This window comes from Asaia spathodeae NBRC 105894 (assembly GCF_025994195.1).
In the GTDB taxonomy this organism is placed as follows: domain Bacteria; phylum Pseudomonadota; class Alphaproteobacteria; order Acetobacterales; family Acetobacteraceae; genus Asaia; species Asaia siamensis.
In genome coordinates, this window is record NZ_BAPY01000001.1 from 92,166 (window position 1) to 110,917 (window position 18,752).

The 18,752-nt window shown below is 59.5% G+C and carries 13 protein-coding genes; 5 read left to right on the forward strand and 8 right to left on the reverse strand.

Annotated features, from left to right (window positions below):
• The first annotated feature begins 7 nt into the window (after positions 1 to 7).
• Positions 8 to 1,327 (forward strand): ABC transporter ATP-binding protein, encoded by a 1,320-nt coding sequence (locus tag AA105894_RS00415; RefSeq protein ID WP_267310023.1) that lies wholly within the window; start codon positions 8 to 10, stop codon positions 1,325 to 1,327.
• 22 nt (positions 1,328 to 1,349) lie between these two features.
• Here the strand turns inward: AA105894_RS00415 and AA105894_RS00420 are convergent, their stop codons facing one another.
• Complete coding sequence (locus AA105894_RS00420) at positions 1,350 to 2,963, reverse strand: GMC family oxidoreductase (RefSeq protein ID WP_267310024.1); 1,614 nt, start codon at positions 2,961 to 2,963, stop codon at positions 1,350 to 1,352.
• A gap of 59 nt (positions 2,964 to 3,022) precedes the next feature.
• Complete coding sequence (locus AA105894_RS00425) at positions 3,023 to 4,504, reverse strand: benzaldehyde dehydrogenase (RefSeq protein WP_267310025.1); 1,482 nt, start codon at positions 4,502 to 4,504, stop codon at positions 3,023 to 3,025.
• Positions 4,505 to 4,657: 153 nt separating this feature from the next.
• On the opposite strand from AA105894_RS00425, the gene AA105894_RS00430 reads away from it, so the two are divergent.
• Positions 4,658 to 5,566: a LysR family transcriptional regulator gene (locus AA105894_RS00430; RefSeq protein ID WP_267310026.1), complete on the forward strand. Its 909-nt coding sequence runs from the start codon at positions 4,658 to 4,660 to the stop codon at positions 5,564 to 5,566.
• A 56-nt stretch (positions 5,567 to 5,622) separates the two neighbouring features.
• On the opposite strand, the gene msrA is transcribed toward AA105894_RS00430, so the two are convergent.
• Together msrA and AA105894_RS00440 are read right to left on the reverse strand one after the other, a co-directional pair.
• Positions 5,623 to 6,168 (reverse strand): peptide-methionine (S)-S-oxide reductase MsrA, encoded by a 546-nt coding sequence (msrA, locus tag AA105894_RS00435; protein WP_267310027.1) that lies wholly within the window; start codon positions 6,166 to 6,168, stop codon positions 5,623 to 5,625.
• Positions 6,169 to 6,204: 36 nt separating this feature from the next.
• Positions 6,205 to 8,121, reverse strand: a complete 1,917-nt coding sequence (locus tag AA105894_RS00440) for a CocE/NonD family hydrolase (RefSeq protein ID WP_267310193.1) — start codon at positions 8,119 to 8,121, stop codon at positions 6,205 to 6,207.
• Positions 8,122 to 8,333: 212 nt separating this feature from the next.
• On the opposite strand from AA105894_RS00440, the gene ilvD reads away from it, so the two are divergent.
• The gene (gene ilvD, locus AA105894_RS00445; protein WP_267310028.1) at positions 8,334 to 10,184 is read left to right on the forward strand and encodes a dihydroxy-acid dehydratase; all 1,851 of its coding nucleotides are present in this window, start codon (positions 8,334 to 8,336) and stop codon (positions 10,182 to 10,184) included.
• A gap of 92 nt (positions 10,185 to 10,276) precedes the next feature.
• Here the strand turns inward: ilvD and AA105894_RS00450 are convergent, their stop codons facing one another.
• Positions 10,277 to 10,720 (reverse strand): hypothetical protein, encoded by a 444-nt coding sequence (locus tag AA105894_RS00450; RefSeq protein WP_267310029.1) that lies wholly within the window; start codon positions 10,718 to 10,720, stop codon positions 10,277 to 10,279.
• A gap of 13 nt (positions 10,721 to 10,733) precedes the next feature.
• A complete protein-coding gene (locus tag AA105894_RS00455; RefSeq protein ID WP_267310030.1) occupies positions 10,734 to 11,948 on the reverse strand; it encodes a porin in 1,215 nt (404 codons plus the stop codon).
• A gap of 168 nt (positions 11,949 to 12,116) precedes the next feature.
• Between AA105894_RS00455 and AA105894_RS00460 the strand changes: the two genes are divergently transcribed.
• Together AA105894_RS00460 and AA105894_RS00465 are read left to right on the forward strand one after the other, a co-directional pair.
• Complete coding sequence (locus tag AA105894_RS00460) at positions 12,117 to 13,151, forward strand: retropepsin-like domain-containing protein (protein ID WP_267310031.1); 1,035 nt, start codon at positions 12,117 to 12,119, stop codon at positions 13,149 to 13,151.
• A gap of 139 nt (positions 13,152 to 13,290) precedes the next feature.
• Positions 13,291 to 14,118 carry a DUF1868 domain-containing protein gene (locus tag AA105894_RS00465; protein ID WP_267310032.1) on the forward strand — a complete coding sequence of 276 codons (828 nt, stop codon included), beginning with the start codon at positions 13,291 to 13,293 and terminating at the stop codon, positions 14,116 to 14,118.
• Between the two features lie 71 nt (positions 14,119 to 14,189).
• Here AA105894_RS00465 and AA105894_RS00470 read toward each other — a convergent pair whose 3' ends face one another.
• Together AA105894_RS00470 and AA105894_RS00475 are read right to left on the reverse strand one after the other, a co-directional pair.
• Positions 14,190 to 16,496, reverse strand: a complete 2,307-nt coding sequence (locus AA105894_RS00470) for a TonB-dependent receptor (protein ID WP_267310194.1) — start codon at positions 16,494 to 16,496, stop codon at positions 14,190 to 14,192.
• A 1,146-nt stretch (positions 16,497 to 17,642) separates the two neighbouring features.
• On the reverse strand, positions 17,643 to 18,752 hold the full coding sequence (locus AA105894_RS00475) for an NADH:flavin oxidoreductase/NADH oxidase (protein WP_267310033.1): 1,110 nt from the start codon (positions 18,750 to 18,752) through the stop codon (positions 17,643 to 17,645).

An 18,752-nucleotide genomic window follows, 5' to 3' on the forward strand; every position in this document is an offset into this window, starting at 1 on the left:
GCCTGACATGCAGGAAATCCTGCTCTCGATCCGCAATTGTCTTCAGGTCTATCAGAAGCAGAGCAGCACCGACCTGCCGGTGCTCGAGGATGTGAGCTTCGATCTTCACACAGGCGAGATCGTGGGCCTTGTCGGGCGCTCCGGCTCAGGAAAGAGCACGCTACTGCGCATCGCGTCGGGACTGATACCGCCCAGCGCAGGCGAGATTATCTGGAAAGGCGCCCCTCTCGCCGGACCGACACCCGATATCGCCATGGTTTTCCAGTCCTTCGCGCTGTTTCCCTGGCTGACCGTACAGCAGAACATCATGCTCGGCCTTGAAGCCAAACGTCTGCCACGGATCGACTGCGAAAGGCGCTGTGACGACCTGATCGACCTGATCGGACTGAACGGCTACGAGAACGCATTGCCGAAAGAGCTTTCCGGCGCGATGCAGCAGCGCGTGGGGCTGGCACGCGCGCTCGTCATGGAGCCCGACCTGCTGCTCATGGACGAGCCTTTCTCGTCGCTCGACATGCTGACAGCAGAAAACCTGCGTACGGATCTGATCGAACTCTGGTCCGAAAATCGCCTGCCTACGCGGGCGATGATGCTGGTCACGCATGACGTCGAAGAGGCCGTGCTGATGTGCGACCGCATCCTGCTGTTTTCGTCCAATCCGGGACGGGTGTCGCATGAATTGACCGTGCCCTTCCCTCATCCGCGCAACCGCGACGACGCCGAATTCAGGCAGTTTGTCGACCATATCTACACGCTCATGACACGCCGCGCACCGATCGTCTCCGAAGCCAGTCTGGAAAGCGGCGCGCCAGCTCCCGCGCCGCATCCCATGGCGCTGGTGCTTCCGCCGATCCCGATCAATGTGCTCGTTGGCCTGCTCGAGACCCTGGCTGCAGCCCCGCTCAACGGGCGCGCCGACCTGCCCCATCTAGCCGAAAGATTGCAGATGGCGCTCGACGATCTCTTCCCGCTGGGAGAGTCTCTGCAGCTGCTGGAACTGGCCGAACTCGAAGACGGCGATATTCTCATGACAGAGGCAGGCATTCGCTTCGTTCAGGCCGATCAGGACGAACGCCGCGAGATCATGCGCACCGCCCTGCTGCATCACATACCGCTCATCCGCTCCATTCGCGCCGTTCTGGACGAGCGCTCGGGCCATCGCACGGGGGCTGACCGTTTCCGTGAGGAGCTGGAGGCCACGATGTCACCCGGCTATGCCGAGCAGACCCTCATGACCGCCACAAACTGGGCGCGCTATACCGAGCTTTTCGACTTCGATGAAGAAGCCGACCAGTTCATGCTGGACCGTGAGGCCGGAGGATACTGACGCTCGCCCGGCCTGACCGGTTTCAGGCAAGGCAGAGATCGTCGATCATCATATCAGTCCCGTGGCGCGCAAGGGCCATGGTCGGTGCGTTGGTGTTGCCGCTCGTGATATTGGGCATGATGGAGGCATCAATCACGCGCAGGTTTTCAATACCGTTCACGCGCAAACGGCTATCGACCACTGCGCGGTCGTCGCTTCCCATGCGACAGGTGCCGATCGGGTGCCACATGGTAATGGCAACACGTCTTACCCATTGTTCGAGTTCAGCGTCGCTCTGACGCTCGATTCCCGGCTCGACCTCTGCCGTAAGAATGCGCTGGAGCGAAGGCTGTGTCATGACGTCACGCATGTAGCGCACCGATTTCACGGCGAGATCGAGGTCTTCTTTCTCACCGAAGAAGTTCGGATCGATCTGTGGCATCGCGCGAGGATCGATCGTCCTGAGCGTGATGCTGCCCCGGCTGCGCGGGCGCAGCACGACCAGATCGAACGTGACCCCCGCCTGCTTGCCTGACGGACTCAACCCGTCCTCTGAGATGATCGGCGCGTGATAGCACTGGATGCTCGGCTCTGCTGCCGGGTCCTGCGGATCGAAATAGGACACGGTATCGATTGCATTGCTCGCAGCCGGGCCGGTTTTCGTCAGCAGATAGCGCAGCCCTGTTGCCAAGGCCCCCAGTCCCTGGGCTGAACGCTGATAGCCAAAACCGTCGCGACAGAAAGCCTTCAGCGGCACGATGGGGTGGTCCTGAAGATTCTGCCCCACTTCCGGTGAGTCATGGCGTATCTGCACCCCGAGCCCCGTGAGCTGGTCGGCTGCACCTATGCCTGACAGCATCAGAAGCTTTGGCGTATGGATCGCGCCTGAACTGACGACAACCTGCCCGGCGAAAAGCCTGTGACGCTTCCCCCGGCTCACATATTCCACGCCGATGGCGCGCCCCTTGTCGATCAGGATGCGGGTGACAGTTGCGCTGGTGCGGAGTTCTACACGTCCGGTCCTGAGTGCAGGACGCAGGAAGGCATCGGCCGCGCTGCAGCGACGCCCATCGGCATAATTGCCCTGAACGGGGGAGACACCACGCTGGCTCTCGCCGTTATAATCCGGATTGTAGGGCAGACCTGCTTCCTGAAAGGCTTTCAGACAGCCTGCATTTAGCGCGTTGATCCCTTTGGGCAGGGAAATCCTGAGAGGACCGTCAATCCCGTGGAAACGATCATGGAACGTGTCGTTGCATTCCTGGGCCCGGAAATGACGCAGCATGGTCTCGAAATCCCAGGACGCCCCCTCACCCGCAGCTTCCTGCCAGCGATCGAAATCCTGCTTTTGCCCTCTGACGTAGCACATGGCATTGATTGAGGAGCCACCCCCGACCACACGCCCGGAGCGATAGCGTCTTGTGGTGCCGTCGAGCTGCTTCTGGGGCGCCGTATCATAGGCCCAGACATGCCAGTCCTTTTGCAGGATCTTGGCAAAGCCTGCAGGAATATGGATCAGCGGGTCGAAATCATTGAGCCCGGCTTCGAGAACGACCACAGAAGCGGTGCTGCGCTCGGCCAGGCGACCGGCCACGACACAGCCTGCCGCGCCGGCACCGATAACGATGACGTCGCAGGTTTTTGCCTGTTTCGGCATGAGACTATCCTTGGCTTGAAAAGAGGCTCCCGCCTGAGGCGCGGGAGCAGGCACCGGGTTCAGATCGGATAGGCTGGCGGTGTGTCGCGCAGCGTAACCCATTGCCACTCCGTGAATTCATCAAGATTGGCCGGACCACCTATCGCGGCGCCATTACCCGAAGCACCGAAACCGCCGAAGGGATTGACCACATCATCACCCACGGTCTGGTCGTTGATATGCAGCAGCCCTGCATGAAGCTGATCGCCCACGCGCATGGCCCGTCCTACATCCCGCGAGAAGACGGCAGCCGACAGACCGTAATCAGTCATGTTCGCCAGGGTGATTGCTTCGTCCTCAGTGCTGAAACTGGTCACCACGGCAACCGGGCCAAAGATCTCCTCATCGAAGGCGCGCATGCCGGGGCGCACGCCTGACAGGACGGTCGGCTGGTAGAAAAGCCCTTCCCCCTTGCCGCCAGCCTCCAGAACGGCCCCCTGGGCAAGCGTGTCATCAACGATCAAGCGAACATGGTCTGCCTGACGCTGATTGATCAGCGGCCCGTTGAACACCTCTTCAGAGACCGGATTACCGGTCTTGATCGCACGCGCCTTTGCGGCAAGCGCGTCGATAAATCGCGCAGCGATGCTCTCATGAACGAGCACGCGCCCTGTTGCCATACAGATCTGTCCCTGATGGAGGTAGGCGCCCCAGGCCACATTGGTTGCTGCGGCGTCGATATCGGCATCGTCGAGCACGATCAGTGGGTTCTTGCCACCAAGTTCGAGCGATACCTTTTTCAGATGGCGCCCGGCCAGCTGGCCGACGGCACGACCGGCCCCTGTTGATCCAGTAAACTGGATCATGGCGATATGCGGGTCGCAGCAAAGCGCTTCACCCACTTCGCCTCCGCCCGGCAGGACATGCAGCAACCCTTTGGGGAGACCGGCCAGCTCGAACAGGCGGGCAATGACATGCCCCCCGCAGATTGCCGTGCGCGGATCGGGCTTGAGAATGACGCCATTACCAAGGGCGAGCGCAGGCGCAACGGCCCGCATGGCAAGATAAAGCGGGAAGTTGAACGGTGAAATGATCCCGATCAGCCCGCGCGGCTTGCGTCTGGCGCTGCTTCTCTGATCCGTGACACTTGGCAGAACGAGCCCCTGCGCCTGTTCGGGCAGGGTCGCCGCCAGCCAGAGCGCCTTGACCGTCACCGCAATTTCGAAATTCGCCTTGAGCTGGGCACCACCGCCCTCACGCACCAGCCAGTGAGCCGCCTCGGCTGCATGGCTTTCAAGCAGGGCCGCCGCTTTCGCAAGCACAAGGGCGCGCTCTGCAGGATCGGTTGCAGCCCAGAGCTTCTGCGCGCTGCTGGCCCGCTTGGCGGATTGCGTCACCTGATCGGGGTCTGCCAGCGCAATCTTTGCCAGAGTTGCCCCCGTGGCAGGCTCGACCACAGCGGCGGTCAGGGCGCGTGTCTCCCACTCTCCTGTAAAGAGGCATCCTTCGAGATGACTGCTTTCCAGGAATGGTGCCTTGTTTGTTTCAAGCTCGACGTTCATCACCATGTCTCCTTGTCTGGCCACGAGACATGCCGAAAAAACCCATATTCCGGGAAAGACCAACTTGGTCGCTTTCTCAACCTTTTGGGTATAATGCCCTGTTGGCAGGGAATTCTTGCCGCTCTCAAGCCGGATCAGGGGTGTAAAGAAACCGTGATAGAGCTTCGCAAGCTGCGTTATTTCCTGACGGTCGCCGAAGAGCGCAATTTTTCCAGTGCCGCGAAACGCCTGAATATGGCTCAGCCGCCCCTGAGCCGGCAGATACGCGAACTGGAAGACGAACTGGCCGTCGCTCTTTTTGACCGCAGTTCACGACCACTAAGCCTGACAGCAGCCGGTCAGCTTTTTTTCGAACAGGCGAGCCAGATCCTCAGCAGCCACGAGAGACTGAAAACGACCATGGCGGATTTCAGCCAGTCGCGCCGCCCGCGTCTTTCTCTTGGTATCGTGGCATCGGCGTTTCATCTGCGCCTGCCGCATCTCATCCGGCACTACCGTCACGCTGCACCAGGCATTGCGCTATCGATCCATGAGATGAATTCGGCTGAACAGGTGGCCGCGCTGATCGATGGCCGTATCGATATCGGCCTCGACCGCACCGAGAGCAACGAACCCGAGATACGCAGCATCATTCTGAGAGAAGAGCGGCTCGTACTCGCCGCCCCGGCAGATTTTGCCGGATCGCAGAGCGATCCTTTCGATCTCACCCGTCTGACCGATGAGACACTTATTCTCTATCCGCGCGATGGCGGCCAGAGCTATGCGCAGAAGACCCTGACCCTTCTCAGGCGTCACGGTGTCATACCACCCAATCTGATCCAGGTTCAGGAAATGACGACCGCCCTGTCACTCGTCGCCGCAAGGATGGGGCTCTGCATCGTCCCTGTATCGGCGCGTGCCATTGGCCATCCGGAGATACAGTTTCTGTCGACACGCCAGAGCATTACCTGCCCGGTGACGCTCAACATGCGTGCCGAACCGCCTTCAGAAGCCATACGGGCCTTTCTGAAGGCGCTTGGCGAGCTTTATGTCGAGTGGGGTTTCGGGGCTCTTGCCCTCTAGGGCGAAAAGAGCGGTAGGGAGCCTGTCCAGCCTCGCAGCCGAACCGCCCCCTGGCCTCAGGCCTTGAGGCGGTCGCGATACATCTTGCGCGCCTTGGCCACTTTCGGCGCCACGACGGCGCTGCAATAAGCGGTTTCGGGGTTGCGGGCGAAGTAGTCGTGATGCTTCTCCTCCGCCTCCCAGAACACGGCGGGGCCTGCAATCTCGGTCACGATCGGATCGGGCCAGATGCCGGACGCCTCGATTTCCTGCGTCACCTCACGCGCAATGGCATCCTGCGCCGGATCGAGGGCAAAGATCACCGAGCGGTACTGCGTACCGACATCATTACCCTGGCGGTTGAGCTGCGTCGGATCATGCGTTGTGTAGAATACGCGCAGGACATCGGCAAAGCTGATCTCCTGCGGGTCGAACACGACCTCGACCACTTCGGCATGGCCGGTGGCACCCGAGCAGACCTGCTCGTAGCTCGGGTTTTCGCGCCGACCGCCCGCATAGCCCGGCTGAGCGGATTTGACGCCGCGCAGCCCGGTGAAGATGGCCTCGGTGCACCAGAAGCAGCCGCCCCCGATGAGGGCTTTTTCAAGATGGGTTTCGCTCATGGGGGCCTCGCTTCGTCTTGGAAATGATGGACGAACCTACTGGTTCACGACAGGAAGATAGATGCTGCTGGCCTGTGCCCCGCCGCGCGAGATCGACTGCGTCGCGGCTTTGTAATCACCGGGTTTGGCCTCGAAGATATTCGACACATAGGTCTGGGGATTACGGTCGTAAAGGGGGAACCATGACGACTGGATCTGAACCATGATGCGATGCCCGGGCAGGAAGACATGGTTCACCGCAGGCAGGGTGAATTTATATTCCTCGACCTTGTTCGCGGGAATGGCTTCCGGGCGGGCGAAGTCATGACGATAACGCCCACGGAAGATATCCATCGAGACCGAAAGCTCGTATCCGCCCATCTCTGGCCGGTCGGCGGTAATGCCCGGATAGACATCGATGATCTTCACGACCCAGTCTGCATCGGTGCCGGTTGTTGCGGCAAACAGATCGGCCGTCGGCACGCCTGACACACGCACCGGATGATCCAGAACGGGTGTCTCATAGGTCAGGACATCCGGGCGGGATTCAGCAAAGCGCTGATCGGAAACAAGCCAGGGCTTCCAGCGTGCGCCATCAGCAAAGCTGTAGGGGCGCGTCATGAACGGCACCGGATGCGCCGGATCGGACACATAGCTGTCCGTGCCGGGCCTGGCGCGCTCGAAGCTCAGACCGTTGCCTTCTCTCAGATAGAGACGCTCGCCCGTACCGATGCAGGTATCGCCGCAATTGCCGAGCCAGCCGCGCAGATGATCCCAGCGATTGTCACCGGTGTTGTAGATGATGGCATCATCGAAATTGACCTTGGCACTGCCCGGCTTGAGGTACTGGTCAAAGAAGGGACGCATGACATTGGCACGATACCAGAGCGCCGTATCGCCATTGAAATGCAGCGGACCAAGGCTCGAGCCATCATAATTGACGCCGCTATGGCGCCACGGCCCCATGACGAGAATATTCGGCACCTTGGGGTGGTCCTTGCGCAGCGCCATCCAGCTGTGAATTGCGCCCCACATGTCTTCCTGATCCCAGAGCCCTTGCTCCCAGATCGTCGGAACAGTGAGCGGACGCTTTGCCAGCAGCTTGTCGAGCGCCTGATCCTGCCAGAGCGCATCATAGGCCGGGTGCGCCTTCATGCGCTGCCACCAGGGAAACTGGTCGAGGCCGGCCTTCGTCGCAAAATCACCGGCGGAGCCTGCCTGAAGGAAATTGGTATAGTCATCGGCATCATGACGGGGGATGGCATCGCCCTCACCCTTCTGCGTCATCTGCATCGTGAAATAATCGAAGCTGCCCTGACGGAACGCGCCGTAATGATACCAGTCATCTCCCATCCAGCCATCGACCATCGGGCTTTCCGGGGCCGCAACCTTGAGCGCCGGATGCGGGTCGAGCAGCGCCATGACAACCGTCCATCCCTCATAGGATGACCCGGTCATGCCAACACGCCCGTTGCTCTGCTTCACATTCTTGATGAGCCAGTCGATCGTGTCCCACGCATCGGTCGTGTCGTCGGTCTTGCTCGGGTTGAGCGGGCCGATCGGCGGGCGCGTCATCACATAATCGCCCTCGGAGCCATATTTGCCGCGCACATCCTGAAAGACGCGAATATAGCCGCCATCGACAAACACGCCGTCGCCCTGGGGCAGCAGGTTGCGCATTTCTGAAGCACCGGACACCCGGTCAGCACGCGCAGACGCATGATAGGGGGTGCGCGTCAGCAGAATAGGCGCCTCATGATCCTTTGCCGCCTTCGGAATGACGATGACCGTATGCAGCTTAACCCCGTCGCGCATCGGGATCATGACATCCTGCTTGATATAGTCGCGGCCGGTCTGTGGCATCTGCACATGAGCCGGAATATCCGAGCCGCGCTGCACCATATCGGGGGTGACAACGGGGCCGTTCGATGCCTGGGCAAAAGCCTGTGAAGCCCCCAGCAGGCAGGATGTCATCAGCAACAAAGATCGGGTCAGATTTCCACAACGCACGCAATCAATTCCTTGGTCGACTTCTCGATGCGGGGATGATTGAACAGACTTCCCCTTGCGGCAAGCGATTGGCCACGTTATTTCGCACAGGGTAATAAAAATACGCCCAACGGTCGTTTGCTATTGCATTTCATGCGCAACACGCCCACCCCTTCCAGCAGTTCCGGATCAGCCTCATGCCTGCCTATCGTTCCCGCACCACCACCCACGGCCGCAACATGGCCGGTGCCCGCGCGCTCTGGCGCGCCACGGGCATGACGGACAAGGATTTCGGCAAGCCCATCATCGCGGTTGCCAATTCCTTCACGCAGTTCGTGCCGGGCCATGTGCATCTCAAGGACATGGGCGCGCTGGTTGGCGGCGCGATTGCGGAAGCTGGCGGCATTGCCCGCGAATTCAACACCATCGCCGTGGATGACGGTATCGCCATGGGCCATGGCGGCATGCTGTACAGCCTGCCCTCGCGCGAGCTGATCGCTGACTCCATCGAATATATGGTCAATGCCCATTGCGCCGATGCGCTGGTCTGCATCAGCAATTGCGACAAGATCACGCCCGGCATGCTCATGGCCTCGCTGCGTCTGAACATTCCAGTCGTGTTCGTCTCTGGCGGCCCGATGGAGGCCGGCAAGCTCGATGGCCCCGGCATCAACCGCAAGCTCGATCTCGTTGACTCCATGGTCGCTGCGGCCAACCCGAAGGTTTCGGATGCTGAATCCGAAGCCATCGAGCGCTCAGCCTGCCCCACCTGCGGCTCGTGCTCAGGCATGTTCACTGCAAACTCGATGAACTGCCTGACCGAGGCTTTGGGTCTTTCCCTGCCGGGTAATGGCAGCCTTCTGGCCACGCATGCCGACCGTCGCGAACTGTTCCTCGAGGCCGGTCGTCTGGTCGTTTCGCTCGCCCGTCGCTGGTATGAACAGGATGATGCGACAGCCCTGCCGCGCAGCATTGCGACCAAGGCTGCGTTCGAAAATGCCATGACACTCGATATCGCCATGGGCGGCTCGACCAATACCGTTCTGCATCTTCTGGCGGCGGCACGCGAGGCCGGGGTCGATTTCCACATGGCCGATATCGACCGCCTGTCACGCAAGGTGCCCAATCTCTGCAAGGTCGCGCCCGCGAAGAACGACGTGCATATGGAAGACGTGCATCGTGCCGGCGGCATTCCGGCCATTCTGGCCGAACTCGATCGCTGCGGCCTGATCGACACAACAGCGCATACGGTTCATGCCCCGAGCATGAAGGAGGCGCTGAAGAAATGGGACGTGCTTGAAGGGGACGAGCAGGCGAAAACCCGCTTCCTCGCTGCTCCGGGCGGGGTGCGCACCACCGAGGCGTTCTCGCAGTCGAGCCGCTATTACGAGCTGGATACCGACCGCAAGGAAGGCGTTCTGCGCGACCGCGCCCATGCCTTCTCGCAGGATGGTGGTCTGGCCGTGCTTTACGGCAATCTGGCCGAAGCCGGTGCCATTGTGAAAACCGCCGGTGTTGTCGACAGCCTTCTGACCTTCACGGGCCGTGCGCGCGTGTTCGAGAGCCAGGAAGCCGCCGTTTCGGGCATTCTGGCCAACGAGATTGTCGATGGTGATGTGGTGGTCATCCGCTACGAAGGCCCCAAGGGCGGGCCGGGCATGCAGGAAATGCTCTATCCGACCAGCTATCTCAAATCGAAGGGTCTGGCCGAAACCTGCGCGCTGATCACCGACGGACGGTTTTCGGGCGGCAGCTCGGGGCTCTCGATCGGACATATCTCGCCAGAAGCTGCGGAAGGCGGTCTGATCGGCCTGATCGAGGATGGTGACCGGATCGAGATCGATATCCCGAACCGCGTGATGCGCGCTCTGGTCGACGATGCGGTTCTGGCCGATCGTCGTGAGCGCATGGAGGCTCTGGGCGCCGATGCCTGGACACCGGATCGTGTTCGCGAGGTTTCCCCTGCCCTGCGCGCCTATGGTCTGCTGACAACCAGCGCCGCCAATGGCGCCGTGCGCGATCTCAGCCAGATTACGCGTCGCTCCTGACAGCCCCGTGGGGCGGCTCGTGACCGAGGCGGGATGGAACTCCCATCCCGGTCATGACCGCACCCGGAACGCGTCGTCTGATAAGGACGGACTTACTGGACAGGCGCGCAATGCGCGCTTGTCTCGGCATCGTGCAGGGTCACACGCTGCTTTTCGAGACTATCGAGCGTTTCCTTTACCTCGCTGTCGCTCTCGATCCCTCCTTCGGGAGTCCAGAGCGCACCCTGCATGATCCCGAAACCCGGCAACGGGTCAAAACGCACAGCCAGCCCCGGATAACCCGGCGCATTGGGCGGCAGACGTGGCTCGTGCCGTCTCTGGCTGATGCGATGGATGAGCCGTTCTTCCTTCTTGAGCATACTGACACAGGCAAGATCCTGTGCCTCGACCGGCACCGAGGATAACAGCAACCCGGCGAGAACCAGCGCCGTCGCGCCCAGAAGAAACGGCCAGCAGTTCCCCCCGGCGTGATTTCGCCTGTCTGTTTTGTGCTTCAGGAAACGGTCATGTGAAAATGAACTCGAGCGCATCATCATGATCTCTGTCTCCTCAATACTGCATCTGCATGCCAAGCAGGAACGCATTTGATTGCGCCCCGCTGGCGGGCGTGTAGCGGGCAAAATCGAAGGTGAAACGCAGGTTGTGGCCATCCATTACATAATTGGCGCCAGCATCGAATTGCCTGGTCTTGGGATTACCGGCCCCGTACAGATCCTTCGCATAACGAAATTGCTGATAGCGCAGCAAAGGCTGGATGCGCCCCCAGCCTACACGCCAGGGAATGAGATAGGCGGTGCTGACCAGAAAGGCGGTCCCTGCATTGATCCCGCCGATATTGCCGTAATCGGCCTTGTGATTATTGAATCCCGGCGCGATATCGCGCACGCCGTCCGTATGATACTGATAATAGGCTGCTTCAAGCGTATAGACCCCATATCGGGCTTTCTGGCCGATGCGCTTTTCGAACAGACCGTCGACATTCCAGGCCTTGTAATCACCACGCTGCTGGGCTGAGCCGACACCATTGACCTGATATTGCCCGGCGAGACCGATCGCCAGAATATCCGCTTTTCCATAATAGGTGCTGGCGGTGTAATAAGCGGGCGAAGGCTCCGGATCGAGGAAGTTGTATTCGATACGCCCGGCGAACAGCGGATTATGTCCATCGCCCGATCCGCCATCAACCCAGTTATGCCCTTTATAAATACCGGCCATATAGCGAAAGCGGTCATGAACCAGCCTGCCCCACACGGTCGCGCCATCATTACGGCCTGACCACATTCCCGGATATTGCGCGACCATTGGAAACGCGTAGGTGCTCAGGAAATAGGGGCCATCGAGGTTGGAGCGGTCGCTGCCGGGCAGCATGCGGCCAAGCCAGAGATTGACGGCCTTCATGGGCTCGAACTGAAGTATCCCGTCGAGCACGTTCCAGTTGCCGTCACGAATACGCTCCACATTGAGCGTCGCCTTGACCATATGAATGATCTGCCCGCCCATATAGACGCGCAAATCACTCGCCGCTGCGGCACTGCCACCATCAGGGGTAGAGAGATCGGCTGTCATATACTGCCCCCTCACCCCGACCCCCATGGTGAAGGACTGCTCGGGCCCGAGATTGACCGTGATTGCCGCCTGAGCCGGGCTTGCCTGCAACAACAGACCAGCGAGTCCGCCGCAAAGGCCTGCCGTCACCCGCAGGGTCGCTTGCCCCCTCATCGGGCGTTGCGCCGTCTTCGATGCCCTTGCCGTCGCCAATGTCATTATGCCCTCTCCCATGCCGATACGGGCCATCTGACCTCGAGAGAACATTACGGTTTGAGATCATTCCCAATAAATGCGTAGAATTACTTAGTGGTCTGTCTGCCACGGCTTTTCCGCCGGGCTACGCTCTTCCTTGCGCAGCCCGATTACGCGCGGGGGAACGCGACAATGAGCCGAAAACACCTTCTGAATTCCTTGCTGACACTGCCCCTCGTTCTCGCCTTGTCCTGTGGCGCGAGAGCGCAGGAAAAGACGCGCCTTTCCGTGGCCGAAGAGACGGCCGATCGCTGTGTCGCAGATGCCGCGATTCTGCCTCTCCTCGGCGGCCCCGCCGATGCGCCGATCATCCCGGTGACAATCGATGGTCACCCCGCCGCCATGTATGTCAGCCCCTTGTTCGGGCATGTTTTTGTGCATAATGCGGGCGATATCTGGTTCAATCAGGGCTTGACCCGCCCGATGACTGCTCAGGACAATGTGCAGGTCCTGAGCGAAACAACCAGAATGGACACGCTGCAGATCGGTCCGATCACGCTGCATGACCTCATTGTCGAGCGCCTAGATGGCGAAGCACACCAAAGCGTTTCGGGCCGCCCCCTTGTCGGGTTGATCGGACGCCCTCTTTTCCGGCGGCTCCTTCTGATGCTCGACGTGCCGCATGAGAAACTCGGGATCATGGTCTGGCGAAACAGCCCGGAATGCCGTTCCGGGCCATCTGGCCTTTTCACCCTCGCACCCCAGAGCCTTGCGATGGATGATCGAGCCCGGGTGATGGCGCAGATCGACGGCAGGAAAATACGTCTCACGCTCGATCCCGATCTGGGTATGAACACGCTGCCTGTCTCAGACCGGGCCAATAGCGCCACGACAGACGATCTGGCCCGCGACCCCCGTGTCGTCACCCGTTTCGGCGCGATCACACGCGGGGTGCGCCATAGGTTCCATTCTTTTCAATTGGGCGAAAAACAACTGGGCCCAACAGAATTTCTCGTCCTGGAAAATATCAATGAGGGCATGCTTGGCGCGAGCTTTTTTCAGCATAATGTCGTGTTGTTTGACTTTCCTGATGGCCGGTTTCTTTTTTCACCGAGCGAGCCTCGCGTTTTTCAACCCAATCTCGGGTTACATTTCGACGAGACCCATCAAGGCTTTACCAGCGTTCAGGAGAATGGTGCTTCCGCCGTCGGCAAGCGGGCAAAATAGGCTGTTAAACGCTTGTTTGTGACGATCTTGCTTCAGATGTCGCAAACATGTCACCCACGATTGCGCTTTGTCATGGCATGAAACCGCATCCTTTCAGAGTGAGGCATTTATCGGCCTCCCGGGATTCGAGAGAGCCTTCATGCGTCGTGTCTTTCCCTCTGCCGCCGGATCTTCGATACGTCGTCGGGATATCCTGCTTGGCCTCGGTGCATTAATGGCGTGCGGTGCCGCCCCTGCCGTTGCGGCACTGGAAAAAGAAACCCCCGCCTGCGACACCGGGACCAAACCGGAAGGCGGAGACCGTCAGGGAAAATTCGATGCTAAGGGCCAACCGCTGATCTGGCCGGGCAACACGATCATCTGCCCCTTCAACGCGGCAGATCCACTGGCGCAGGCCATGCTCGAAATGAACAGCCTCATCGAGCGCGAATGGCGCGACTATATCACGCCTACGCCCCCATCGAGCTATCACATGACCATTCTCGGTGGGGTCGATCCGGAGCAGCAGGCGAAGGCAAACTGGCCATCCGGCATCAATACAGCGTTGCCCATCGCAGACACCGCGCCGATCATCCGTGATCGTCTTGCCTCAAGACGGTTCGATATTCCCGATAAAATCGAAATGGAAATCGATGCGGACCGTTTTCATGCGCCGCTCGTGGGCGTGCCGCTCAGACCGGCCAATGCTGCCATGGCGACCGCTCTTTACGATCTGCGCCGACAACTTGCAGAGGCAATCGGTTTTCATCCCGATAACCTCATGACATTCATGTTCCATGCGACCTATGGCTACAAGATCCGCCATGTCCCACGGGCGCAGAAGGACGTGCTGCGTCGTCAGGTGCATAACTGGCGCCGTCAAAACGCGGACAAACTCGGCACCATCGTCATTCCGCCACCGGTCTTTTGCAGTTTCGAGACGATGTTTGCCTTCAAGCCGCTTCTGACCCTCGCGCGCCGGGCCTGAAACAGAAAAGGCCGCCCGATGAATTATCGGGCAGCCTGTCATTCTGGAAGCAGGATCTGGCCCGCAGGGCTTCAGTAGGTGAAAGCGATGCTTCCGAGGAAAGTGCGCCCTACCGATGGTGTCGCACGGTCACTGAAGAGATTGGAATAGTTCAGACGGTTCGCCAGGTTGTAGCCATTGAGCGCCAGACGCCAGCGATGACCGACCATATGCGACACCACGGCATCCCATTCTGTCGTATGGGGCACGCGTGCGGTGTTGGCGGCATCGAGCCAGACGGAGTCACGCCAGGTCAGACCACCGCCGAAAGTCAGGTTCCAGGGCTTCTCCTGGGCAATCGTATAGGTGCTCCAGATGGTCGCCATGTTCTTTGGGGCGTACTGGATGCGCTTGCCGATATCGGCGGCCGTCAGTGATCCCGTCGTCGTGGCATCATAATAGGCGTAAGTACCGATCAGGCTCCAGTTGCGCGTGATCTGACCTGACAGACTCAGCTCGACACCCTGGTTGCGCTGCGTGTCGCTCGACGAGGTAACACTGCCCGTCGACGGATCTGTCATAAGCGCATTGCCTTTTTCCAGCCGGAAGAGCGAGGCAGTCGCACCCAGTCGGCCGTGCAGGAATTGCTGCTTGATGCCAATTTCGTAAAGGCTCGCCTTTTCCGGCTTGAAGCCTTCCGTCGAGGTCTTGAGCGGCTCGGAGCTGTTCGTCACATAAAGGCCAAGCGGCGTGGTCGAACGCGCCCAGTTGAAATAGACCATCGTGTTGTCGCTGGGCGTGTACATCAGGCTGACGGTCGGGTTGATGGTATTCTGCTGCTGCGAAAGCCGGGTATCGGCTGCCGTTGCCCCCTCGGTTGCTGCATAATGGCTGTTCCAGTGATCCCAGCGGAAGCCACCGCGAATGGAAAACCAGGGTGCAAGCCACATCTGCTCGGACAGGAAAGCCCCGACATCAGTCGCATCACCGGTTTTGTAGAGCTTGCGCCCTGCCCCGCCCGACAGATTGACGAGATCATATTGATATTGACCCAGGCCCCCGAGCAACAGCCCCGGCTGTGTGTGAGACGGGTTGATCATGCTCGTCGTATCGGTGCGCGTGCCGTTCACACCATTGAAATTATAGGCGTAATTGGTGCGGCGATCATAGATATGCTCGACATCCCAGCCAGCAATGACCTGATGACGAATAAAGCCTGTCCTGAAATTCGCTCTTGCAGAAAAGACGTTCTGGACCGACCAGTCATTCTGCTGATAGGGCTCGGGGCCGCCAAGATGGCCACGCCGATTGATCTGCGCTGCAGACGGATCGGTGAAGAAGAGCTTCTGGCAGGTGGCATCACACCCCGGCTGTGAAGCCGAGAAATAACGGTCATAAAGCCCGCCACGCAGATCGTCGGAAATGGTGATATGCTGGCTGATTTCAGAATTCAGCCGTGCCGTCAGCATGTTCACATTCGACACGTCCTGATCGTAATTGGTGCCATACCAGCTATGACGATCGAGGCCGTATTCCGTTGCCGGGCGACCGATTGTGCTACCGGGCTTGGTGACGATCGGCACGCCATAATCGGGAATTCTGTTGTCTGACTGGTGGAAATATTCGAGCGTGAAGCTGGTCTTCTTGCCAAGTCCAAACCCAATGGAGGGCGCGAGCCCCCAGCGATGGGAGTAGATGTTGTCGCGACCAACGACATTGTTTTCGTTACCCATACCGGTAATACGCACGGCGGTGGATTCGCCTATCTGCTTGTTCACATCGAGCGTGCCGCGATAATATTCGCCCGATCCGCCTGAGAACTGCGCATTATAGGTGTCACCAAGATGCGCCACCTTGGTCACGATATTGATCGCGCCGCCCGTCGTGCCATTACCGAATACTTCAGAAGACGGCCCCTTGATGACCGAGATGTGGTCGTAATCGAAGCTGTCACGCGTATAGACACCGAAATCGCGAAGGCCATTTTCATAGATATCGTTCTGGGCGGCAAAACCGCGGATCAGGAACTGATCGCCTGCCATTCCCCCCTCGCCCTCGCCAACCGATGCCGTGATGCCCGGCACGTTGCGCAGCGCCTCATCGAGTGACTTGACGTTCTGCTGCTGCATCAGGATCTGCGGCACCGCATTTACGGTCTGAGGCGTGTGCATGATGTCATCGGGCATACGGCCAAGACCGATCGGCTCATGCAGGATGTTCATTGCTGCACCATGCACGATGAGGTGCTCATCCACCCCGTCCTGCTGCGTAGCCCGGGTCTTGTCAGCGCGTTTCTTCTTCGCCTCCTCCTGCGATTCCTCCCGGGTTTTCTTGCGATGCACGCTGCCATCGTCGCTTTGCGCCGATTGGGCGTGAGCCGCCGTGCAGGCAAGGGTCATACCGACCAGCAGGGATACAGGATGGGAAGGGCGAACCCATTTCACTGACAAAACGCAGTCTCCACGCAAAAAAGGGAATCAATTTGTGCAATTGAGAATAATTCCTATCTTTCGTGACAAAGTGCTGCAACCGGCTCGCAATCGCATCACGCCTCTTTATGTCGTTGTGTTGCTTGAATGCGACACTGCATGTCAGCCTTCGCACATGGCGATTTTCGGCGGTCCATCTCGTGTTTCCGAAGTCCTCTCATGAGAAGCGACACGCCAGACGGGGCCGCTTTGAGCTGCGTCATGATACGGAATGGTGCACAAACACGTCTGAAAAGCGGCGTGACAGACCGGCCTGTCATGCTTCACCGCATCGCGCTACCCTAGGGCGCAACTGTTTGAAGTACATCATTTCTTTCAGTTGGTTGTTTTTCTTGTTGCTGCCCATCTGTATCGGGACCAGCATTACTTACTCATGCGGGCGGGACCTGGCGGCAAGACTTCATGAGTCCGCAGCTTCAGACCGGAGCCGTCGCTGCCATTGTCCCAATTGCGGAAATAACCTTCGAATATCGAATGCCAACTGCCGTCTAGGTAGTCGTGACCCCAGCGTTTCGACCCCGCCCGTCAGCGAGGACTCCTTTATGAGAATAGGCCGTCGGACCAAGCGAACGGGAAAACGCAATTGCGATCTGCGCTTTGGCGCATCAGGTCGCGGTCACATCCTCGACGGTATCCCGGATGATTGTGCCGAAGGGAGTAGTTCGAGAGATGTTGGGGAGGTTCGTTTCCCCATCACTGTCAGAATGCCGGAGGCGGCGATGCCTCGTCTGCCCTTTTTCGACATGTCCAGACAGGCCGATGCGCGTTCCGGCCTCATCCTGCTGATATGAGGCTCGCAGTTTTGGCCGCTGAGTGCCCCAACCTGAAATATCATCAGCGCATGAAGCCCGGAAAGAACCGCCCTTCTTCCGTATCGCAGAACTTACGAGGCGCGCAGGAGGACCGGGATCGCGGCCTCCTCGCTCAGGGACTGGTCCGGCTTTGCGCTGCGCTACGATAATGGCCGCCCCGTTCCTTCTCGTCTGTCTGTCAGGCCGCCTTTCTCTTGTATCGATCATGAGTCCTGAAGCAGGCCCGACAGACAATACGATTTCCCTATTCCTTTGCTGCGGGACGGTAGCGTTCAAGCCAGTGAGCGTATGAGGGCGGCAGAACCCAGGATGGCCGTTCGAGACCAAGTTTCAGTGCTGCTGCATAGGGCCAGTGTGGATCGGCGAGATGCGCGCGCCCGACCATCACGAGATCCATCTGCTTTTTCTCGACAACACCATTGGCCAGAAGCGGCGTATCGATCCCCCAGGATGACGCCACAGGCAGACCCGTCTCGCGATGAACCCTCTCGGCAATCGGCGCCAGAAATGCAGGGCCCCAAGGGATCTGCGCGTCAGGCGTCGAAAAACCGACGCTGACATTGAGCATATCCAGCCCCTCCGCCTTGAACTGGCGCGTCAGGGTGATGGCCTCCTCAAGTGTTTCCTCGTCCCGACCATCGAATTCGATAACCCCAAAGCGAGCGGTCAGCGGAAATGTCTCGGGCCAGATCTTGCGGACCGCACGGAGCGTTTCCAGAAGAAAACGGCTCCTCCCCGCCAGATCGCCGCCATACTCGTCGGTACGCTGATTGGCGTGGATCGAGAAAAAGCTTTGCGCGAGATAGCCATGGGCAAAATGCAGTTCCAGCCATTCGAACCCGGCCTCAATGGCGCGCTGCGTGGCGGCGACGAAATCCGCCTGCACCCGCGCGATGTCCTCATGCGTCATTTCCTGCGGAACCTGAGGCAGGTTCGCGCCAAAGGCTGTGGCTGAAGGAGAAATCGTTTTCCACCCGCGCGGATCGCCCTCGGCAATATGATCATCCCCCTCCCAAGGGCGATTGGCGCTCGCCTTTCGTCCCGCATGGGCAAGCTGTATCCCGGCCACCGCCCCGGCGGCCTTGATTTCACGCGCAACACTGGCCATTCCCGCAATCTGGCGGTCATCCCACAAACCTGCACATCCGGGCGTAATGCGTCCCTCGGGTGAAACAGCCGTGGCTTCCACGATAACAAGACCGGCGCCTCCACGGGCGAGGCCCGCGTAATGAGCCGTGTGCCAATCGGTTGTGTAGCCATCGACCGCGACATACTGGCACATCGGGGGCACCGCGATGCGATTGCGCAGAGGCATATTCTTCAAAGTGAAAGACGTAAAAAGAGCGGGGGTCAT

What these genes read in the sequence shown, in the direction of transcription:
- AA105894_RS00425 (WP_267310025.1), bottom strand. Translation starts at nt 4,504, where the DNA reads ATGAACGTCGAGCTTGAAACAAACAAGGCACCATTCCTGGAAAGCAGT.
- AA105894_RS00415 (WP_267310023.1), top strand. Translation starts at nt 8, where the DNA reads ATGCAGGAAATCCTGCTCTCGATCCGCAATTGTCTTCAGGTCTATCAG.
- AA105894_RS00465 (WP_267310032.1), top strand. Translation starts at nt 13,291, where the DNA reads ATGCGTCGTGTCTTTCCCTCTGCCGCCGGATCTTCGATACGTCGTCGG.
- AA105894_RS00455 (WP_267310030.1), bottom strand. Translation starts at nt 11,948, where the DNA reads ATGACATTGGCGACGGCAAGGGCATCGAAGACGGCGCAACGCCCGATG.
- ilvD (WP_267310028.1), top strand. Translation starts at nt 8,334, where the DNA reads ATGCCTGCCTATCGTTCCCGCACCACCACCCACGGCCGCAACATGGCC.
- msrA (WP_267310027.1), bottom strand. Translation starts at nt 6,168, where the DNA reads ATGAGCGAAACCCATCTTGAAAAAGCCCTCATCGGGGGCGGCTGCTTC.
- AA105894_RS00440 (WP_267310193.1), bottom strand. Translation starts at nt 8,121, where the DNA reads ATGACATCCTGCCTGCTGGGGGCTTCACAGGCTTTTGCCCAGGCATCG.
- AA105894_RS00450 (WP_267310029.1), bottom strand. Translation starts at nt 10,720, where the DNA reads ATGATGATGCGCTCGAGTTCATTTTCACATGACCGTTTCCTGAAGCAC.
- AA105894_RS00460 (WP_267310031.1), top strand. Translation starts at nt 12,117, where the DNA reads ATGAGCCGAAAACACCTTCTGAATTCCTTGCTGACACTGCCCCTCGTT.
- AA105894_RS00470 (WP_267310194.1), bottom strand. Translation starts at nt 16,496, where the DNA reads ATGACCCTTGCCTGCACGGCGGCTCACGCCCAATCGGCGCAAAGCGAC.
- AA105894_RS00420 (WP_267310024.1), bottom strand. Translation starts at nt 2,963, where the DNA reads ATGCCGAAACAGGCAAAAACCTGCGACGTCATCGTTATCGGTGCCGGC.
- AA105894_RS00475 (WP_267310033.1), bottom strand. Translation starts at nt 18,752, where the DNA reads ATGACCCCCGCTCTTTTTACGTCTTTCACTTTGAAGAATATGCCTCTG.